This is a genomic window from Rhizobium sp. YAF28, assembly GCF_052113285.1.
Taxonomy (GTDB): Bacteria; Pseudomonadota; Alphaproteobacteria; order Rhizobiales; family Rhizobiaceae; genus Rhizobium.
On the sequence record NZ_JBFRCX010000006.1, the window covers coordinates 420,761 to 426,943 of the forward strand.

Annotated in this window: 12 protein-coding genes and 1 pseudogene; all 13 read right to left on the reverse strand. The window is 58.8% G+C overall.

The window, feature by feature from the left end:
• Position 1 precedes the first annotated feature (1 nt).
• On the reverse strand, positions 2–370 hold the full coding sequence (rplN, locus tag AB4Z13_RS16865; RefSeq protein WP_003573790.1) for a 50S ribosomal protein L14: 369 nt from the start codon (positions 368–370) through the stop codon (positions 2–4).
• A 261-nt stretch (positions 371–631) separates the two neighbouring features.
• Positions 632–871 carry a 30S ribosomal protein S17 gene (gene rpsQ, locus AB4Z13_RS16870; RefSeq protein WP_007812872.1) on the reverse strand — a complete coding sequence of 80 codons (240 nt, stop codon included), beginning with the start codon at positions 869–871 and terminating at the stop codon, positions 632–634.
• Between the two features lie 12 nt (positions 872–883).
• Positions 884–1,084: a 50S ribosomal protein L29 gene (gene rpmC / locus AB4Z13_RS16875; RefSeq protein WP_007812871.1), complete on the reverse strand. Its 201-nt coding sequence runs from the start codon at positions 1,082–1,084 to the stop codon at positions 884–886.
• 12 nt (positions 1,085–1,096) lie between these two features.
• Entirely contained in the window at positions 1,097–1,510 is a 414-nt protein-coding gene (gene rplP / locus AB4Z13_RS16880; RefSeq protein WP_003573792.1) for a 50S ribosomal protein L16, read from the reverse strand.
• 38 nt (positions 1,511–1,548) lie between these two features.
• Positions 1,549–2,283 carry a 30S ribosomal protein S3 gene (gene rpsC / locus AB4Z13_RS16885; protein ID WP_007812868.1) on the reverse strand — a complete coding sequence of 245 codons (735 nt, stop codon included), beginning with the start codon at positions 2,281–2,283 and terminating at the stop codon, positions 1,549–1,551.
• Positions 2,283–2,672 (reverse strand): 50S ribosomal protein L22, encoded by a 390-nt coding sequence (gene rplV, locus AB4Z13_RS16890; RefSeq protein ID WP_007812866.1) that lies wholly within the window; start codon positions 2,670–2,672, stop codon positions 2,283–2,285. The genes rpsC and rplV overlap by 1 nt, the downstream gene beginning before the upstream one ends.
• Positions 2,673–2,674: 2 nt before the next feature.
• Positions 2,675–2,953, reverse strand: a complete 279-nt coding sequence (gene rpsS, locus AB4Z13_RS16895; protein ID WP_007531666.1) for a 30S ribosomal protein S19 — start codon at positions 2,951–2,953, stop codon at positions 2,675–2,677.
• Positions 2,954–2,968: 15 nt separating this feature from the next.
• Complete coding sequence (rplB, locus tag AB4Z13_RS16900) at positions 2,969–3,805, reverse strand: 50S ribosomal protein L2 (protein WP_442206358.1); 837 nt, start codon at positions 3,803–3,805, stop codon at positions 2,969–2,971.
• A gap of 10 nt (positions 3,806–3,815) precedes the next feature.
• Entirely contained in the window at positions 3,816–4,109 is a 294-nt protein-coding gene (locus AB4Z13_RS16905; protein WP_007812862.1) for a 50S ribosomal protein L23, read from the reverse strand.
• Positions 4,106–4,726, reverse strand: a complete 621-nt coding sequence (gene rplD, locus AB4Z13_RS16910) for a 50S ribosomal protein L4 (protein WP_007812861.1) — start codon at positions 4,724–4,726, stop codon at positions 4,106–4,108. The genes AB4Z13_RS16905 and rplD overlap by 4 nt, the downstream gene beginning before the upstream one ends.
• Before the next feature lie 13 nt (positions 4,727–4,739).
• Positions 4,740–5,381, reverse strand: a complete 642-nt coding sequence (gene rplC / locus AB4Z13_RS16915) for a 50S ribosomal protein L3 (RefSeq protein WP_007812859.1) — start codon at positions 5,379–5,381, stop codon at positions 4,740–4,742.
• Between the two features lie 33 nt (positions 5,382–5,414).
• Complete coding sequence (gene rpsJ / locus AB4Z13_RS16920) at positions 5,415–5,723, reverse strand: 30S ribosomal protein S10 (RefSeq protein ID WP_003547547.1); 309 nt, start codon at positions 5,721–5,723, stop codon at positions 5,415–5,417.
• Positions 5,724–6,030: 307 nt separating this feature from the next.
• Positions 6,031–6,183 (reverse strand): annotated as a pseudogene (gene tuf, locus AB4Z13_RS16925) (elongation factor Tu); the annotation flags it as partial.

The window sequence follows — 6,183 nt, forward strand, 5'->3', positions numbered from 1 at the left end:
CTTACAGTACTTCGGGAGCCAGCGAGATGATCTTCATGTGGTTCTTCGCACGCAATTCGCGCGGAACCGGTCCGAAGATACGGGTGCCGATCGGCTCTTTTTTGTTGTCGATGAGGACTGCTGCGTTGGTGTCGAAGCGGATGACAGAGCCATCCGGACGACGGATGTCCTTGGCGGTGCGAACGACAACCGCCTTCATCACGTCACCCTTCTTCACACGGCCGCGCGGAATAGCTTCCTTGATCGAAACGACGATGACGTCGCCGATCGAGGCATACTTGCGCTTCGAGCCGCCCAGCACCTTGATGCACATGACACGACGTGCGCCGGAATTATCCGCGACGTCGAGGTTTGTTTGCATCTGAATCATATCAGGTCGCCTTCTTGTTCCTACCGGAATGGTTGGGCAAAGCCCCCTCTTCCGGCTTATGAAAAATGTCTGCCGGCCGCTCGTCACAAGGACAGCGAAAACACGGCAATAGCTTGAATAGCGCGGGATAGATCGTTGCCAGGGTGGTTTCCCAGATGGGACCTTCCGTGCGCTTAAAGCAAAAGAACGCCCGGCATTCGAGCGTTCCGACGCTGCTTCATATAGAAATTTCCGCGAGACGCAAGGCCTCGCGCAAAATTCTTACTTGGCCTGGGCGGCAATAACCGTCCAGCGCTTGTCCTTGGAGATCGGCGCGCACTCCTCGATGGAGACGATATCGCCGATCTTGTACTGGTTGTTTTCGTCGTGGGCCTTGTACTTCTTGGAACGACGAACGGTCTTCTGGAGCAGCGGGTGAGCGAAACGGCGCTCAACGCGAACTACGACAGTCTTCTCGTTCTTGTCGCCAACGACGACGCCCTGCAGAATGCGCTTCGGCATGTTTTTCTTCCTTTACGCCTTTGCTTCCGCCGCCTTCTGGCGAGCAATGGTTTTCACGCGGGCGATGTCCTTGCGAACTTCATCGATGCGCGAGGACTTTTCGAGCTGACCGGTCGCCTTCTGGAAGCGCAGGTTGAACTGCTCCTTCTTCAGGTCGGCAAGCTTGTCCTTGAGCTGGTCGGCCGTGAGGCCGCGTACTTCTTCGGCTTTCATCGTGCCTTCTCCTTACTCTGCGATGCGCTGTACAAAGCGCGTCTTGACCGAGAGCTTGGCCGAGCCGAGGCGAAGCGCTTCACGCGCGATTTCCTCGGAGACACCGTCGATCTCGAACATCATACGACCAGGCTTGACCTTGCATGCCCAGTATTCCACGGAACCCTTACCCTTACCCATACGGACTTCGGTAGGCTTTGCGGTTACCGGAACGTCCGGGAACACGCGGATCCAAACACGGCCGGCGCGCTTCATGTAACGCGTGATCGCGCGGCGAGCCGCCTCGATCTCACGAGCGTTAACGCGGTTCGGCTCCTGAGCCTTCAGGCCGAATTCGCCGAAGGCAAGGTCGGAACCGCCCTTGGCAACGCCCTTGATGCGGCCCTTGAACTGCTTGCGGTACTTAGTACGCTTTGGCTGCAACATTTTCTTACTTCTCCGAGCTTATCTTTCGCCAGCGCTAATTACGCGTTGTCGCGTTCGCGGCGACGATCGCCACGGTCGCGTTCGCGGCTTGCCGGGCCCTGTGCGTCGCCTTCCAGCGCGCGGCGTTCGGAAGCCATCGGATCGTGCTCAAGGATTTCGCCCTTGAAGATCCAGACCTTGATGCCGCAGATACCGAATGCGGTTTCGGCTTCAGCCGTACCGTAGTCGATGTCAGCGCGCAGGGTGTGCAGCGGAACGCGGCCTTCGCGGTACCATTCCGTACGAGCGATTTCTGCACCGCCGAGACGGCCTGCGCAGGTGATCTTGATGCCTTCGGCGCCAAGACGCATCGCGGACTGAACGGCGCGCTTCATGGCGCGGCGGAAAGCCACGCGGCGCTCGAGCTGCTGGGCGATCGACTGAGCAACGAGCGTTGCGTCGATTTCCGGCTTGCGCACTTCAACGATGTTGAGGTGCGTTTCGGAGTTCGTCATTTCCGACAGCTTCTTGCGGAGCTTGTCGATGTCGGCGCCCTTGCGGCCGATGATCAGACCCGGACGGGCCGAGTGGATCGTGACGCGGCACTTCTTGTGCGGACGCTCGATGACCACCTTGGAGATACCGGCCTGTTTCAGTTCGCTCATGACGAACTTACGCATCTTCAGGTCTTCGTGCAGGAGCTGACCGTATTCGGCATTGTCCGCAAACCAGCGGCTATCCCAAGTACGGTTGATGCCAAGACGGAAACCAATCGGATTGATTTTCTGACCCATTATGCGGCCTCCTCTTGTGCCTGCACTTCACGAACGACGATCGTCAGGTGAGCGAACGGACGTTCGATGCGCGATGCGCGGCCGCGGCCACGAGCGTGGAAGCGCTTCATGACAATCGACTTGCCGACATAGGCCTCGGCGACGACGAGAGCGTCGACGTCGAGGTCATGGTTGTTCTCGGCGTTGGCGATCGCAGATTCGAGCGTCTTCTTGACGGCGCCTGCGATGCGCTTGCGGGAGAATTCCAGCTCAGCGAGTGCACGCTCGACCTTCTTGCCGCGGATGGCCGCAGCAACCAGGTTGAGCTTCTGTGGGCTGACGCGGAGCGTACGGGCGACTGCTTGCGCCTCGTTGTCCTTCAGCCGGCGTTCGGCTTTAGCCTTACCCATCGTTACTTCCTCTTTGCCTTCTTGTCCGCGCCGTGACCGTAATAGGTACGGGTCGGAGAGAATTCACCGAATTTGTGACCGACCATGTCTTCATTGACACTGACCGGAACATGCTTGCTGCCGTTGTAGACGCCGAAGGTGAGACCAACGAACTGCGGCAGGATCGTGGAGCGACGGCTCCAGATCTTGATTACTTCTGCACGTCCGCCTTCACGAACCTTCTCAGCCTTCTTGAGAAGATAGCCGTCAACAAACGGACCTTTCCATACTGAACGAGCCATTGAGGACTTCCTCTCTTACTTCTTACGCTGATGACGCGAGCGCATGATCATCTTGTCGGTCGACTTGTTCGACCGGGTGCGCTTGCCCTTGGTCGGCTTGCCCCACGGAGAAACCGGGTGACGACCACCAGAGGTGCGGCCTTCACCACCGCCGTGCGGATGGTCGACCGGGTTCATGACGACGCCGCGGTTATGCGGACGCTTGCCGCGCCAAACAGTACGACCGGCCTTGCCGTCGTTGATGTTGGCATGGTCAGGGTTGGACACCGCACCGATCGAAGCAAGGCAGGTGCCGTGCACGAGGCGCTGTTCGCCCGAGTTCAGGCGAAGGATCGCCATTCCCTGGTCACGGCCGACGAGCTGCGCGTAGGAACCGGCAGAGCGGGCAATCTGACCGCCCTTGCCCGGCTTCATTTCCACGTTGTGGATGATGGAGCCGACCGGGATGTACTGCAGCGGCATCGTGTTGCCGGGCTTGACGTCGACAGCCTTGTCGGAAGCGATGACCTTGTCGCCGGCAGCAAGACGCTGCGGAGCGAGGATGTAGGCCTGTTCGCCGTCGGAGTAGCGGACGAGCGCGATGTAAGCCGTGCGGTTCGGGTCGTATTCGATACGCTCAACGGTGCCTTCGACCTCGAACTTGCGACGCTTGAAGTCGATGATGCGATAGGTACGCTTGTGACCGCCGCCGATGAAGCGGGCCGTGATGCGGCCGAGGTTGTTACGACCGCCGCTCTTGGTCAGACCTTCCGTCAGCGACTTGACCGGCTTGCCCTTGTAGAGGCCCGAACGGTCGACGATGACCAGCTGGCGCTGGCTCGGGGTCGTCGGATTGAATGTTTTCAATGCCATTTTTCTATCCTCAGAGACCGGTGGAGACGTCGATCGTCTGGCCTTCGGCCAACGTCACGACAGCCTTCTTCACGTCCTGCTGCTTGCCGACAAAACCGCGGAAACGCCGGGTCTTGCCCTTGCGCAGCAGAGTGTTGACGGCGGTTACCTTGACGCCGAAGAGCGCCTCGACTGCAGCCTTGATTTCCGGCTTCGTCGCCTTCTTGGCGACATTGAAAACAACCTGGTTGTTTTCCGATACCAGCGTGGACTTTTCGGTGATCGCAGGAGAAACGATCACATCGTAGTGGCGGAGATCGGTCACTTGAATCGCTCCTCTAGCGCTTCAACGGCAGCCTTGGAAAGCACGAGCTTGCCGCGGCGGACGATGTCGTAAACGTTGATGCCCTGGATCGGCAGAACATCGATGTTCGGGATGTTCTGTGCAGCGAGCTTGAAGTTACCGTCGAGCTCGGCGCCGCCGATGAAGAGGGCGTTGGTGAGGCCCAGCGTTGCGAATACGCCGGCCAGAGCCTTCGTCTTTGCTTCGTTGGCGACCAGATCATCGATGATGATCAGCTCGTCTGCCTTGATCTTGGCAGACAGCGCATGACGCAGGCCAAGTGCACGAACCTTCTTGGGAAGGTCGTGTTCGTGGCTGCGAGCAACCGGGCCGTGAGCCTTACCACCGCCGCGGAACTGCGGAGCACGAGCCGAATGGTGACGAGCGCGGCCCGTACCCTTCTGCTTGTACATCTTGGCGCCGGTGCGCCAGACGTCTGCGCGGCCCTTTGCCTGGTGCGTGCCCTGCTGCTTCTTGGCAAGCTGCCAGCGGATAACGCGGGCGAGAATATCTTCGCGGGGCTCAAGGCCGAAAATCGCTTCCGAAAGGGAAACCTTCCCAGCGTCTTTTCCCTCGAGGGTCTTGACGTTCAATTCCATTGGTCTGGCTCCCTTACTTCGCTGCCGACTTGACGGCGTCGCGCACGATGATCCAGGCACCCTTGGAACCGGGTACTGCACCCTTAATCAGGATCAGACCGCGATCTTCATCGGTCGAAACCACTTCAAGGTTCTGCGTCGTCACGCGCGTCTGGCCCATGTGACCAGCCATCTTCTTGTTCTTGAAAACCTTGCCCGGATCCTGGCGCGAACCCGTCGAACCATGCGAGCGGTGCGAAACGGACACACCGTGCGTGGCGCGGAGACCGCCGAAACCGTGGCGCTTCATAGCGCCGGCAAAGCCCTTACCAATCGTCGTGCCGGTGACATCGACGAGCTGACCAGCGGCAAAGTGACCAGCCTTGAGCTCGGTACCAACATCAAGCAGATGGTCTTCCGAAACGCGGAATTCCTGAAGCTTGGCCTTGGGCTCAACGTTAGCGACGGCAAAGTTGCCGCGCATGGCCTTGGACGTGTTCTTGACCTTGGCCTGGCCAGCACCGAGCTGAAGCGCGGTATAGCCATTCTTTTCTACGGTGCGCTGGGCCACAACCTGGCAGCCTTCCAAACGCAGTACCGTTACCGGGACATGCTCGCCGGCGTCGTTGTAGACGCGGGTCATTCCCACCTTCTGTGCAATTACACCTGAACGCATCGGTTCAATCCTTCCAACTCAGCTCGAGCAAGCTCAGAGCTTGATCTCAACATCGACACCTGCGGCGAGATCGAGCTTCATCAGCGCGTCTACCGTCTGCGGGGTCGGATCTACGATGTCGAGCAGGCGCTTATGCGTGCGCATCTCGAACTGTTCGCGACTCTTCTTGTCGATGTGCGGGGACCGGTTGACCGTAAACTTCTCGATGCGGGTCGGAAGCGGAACGGGGCCCCGGACGCTAGCACCGGTGCGCTTCGCCGTCGACACGATCTCGCGCGTGGAAGCATCGAGAATCCGGTGATCGAACGCCTTCAGGCGAATGCGGATATTTTGGCCGTTCATTCGACGTTATCCTTGTGTTTGTTTTTCCACATGTCTTTAGGCAAGACACGGGTTGTTCTTTCTTCCTAAGGCGGACCACCGGTTTCAAAGATCGAGAGAGACGCCTGTTACGGCACCCCTATCCACTCTTCAGGGCCTTTTGACCCACCTTATTGTTTGTTTAGTCGCCGCTTCGTCATCCAAAGCGTTACGCAAATCGCGCTCGCGCGCCATTTGCAACATTTCTGTGTAATAAGCAAGCGGCTTGCGCCGCCTGCATCATAATAATGTCATCGAATCGGCTGCCCCACCGGAGCAGCCGAATGAATTACTCGATGATCGAAGCAACGATGCCTGCACCGACGGTGCGGCCGCCTTCGCGGATAGCGAAGCGAAGCTTTTCTTCCATCGCGATCGGAACGATCAGCTCGACGTCAACGGTCACGTTGTCGCCAGGCATAACCATTTCCGTGCCTTCCGG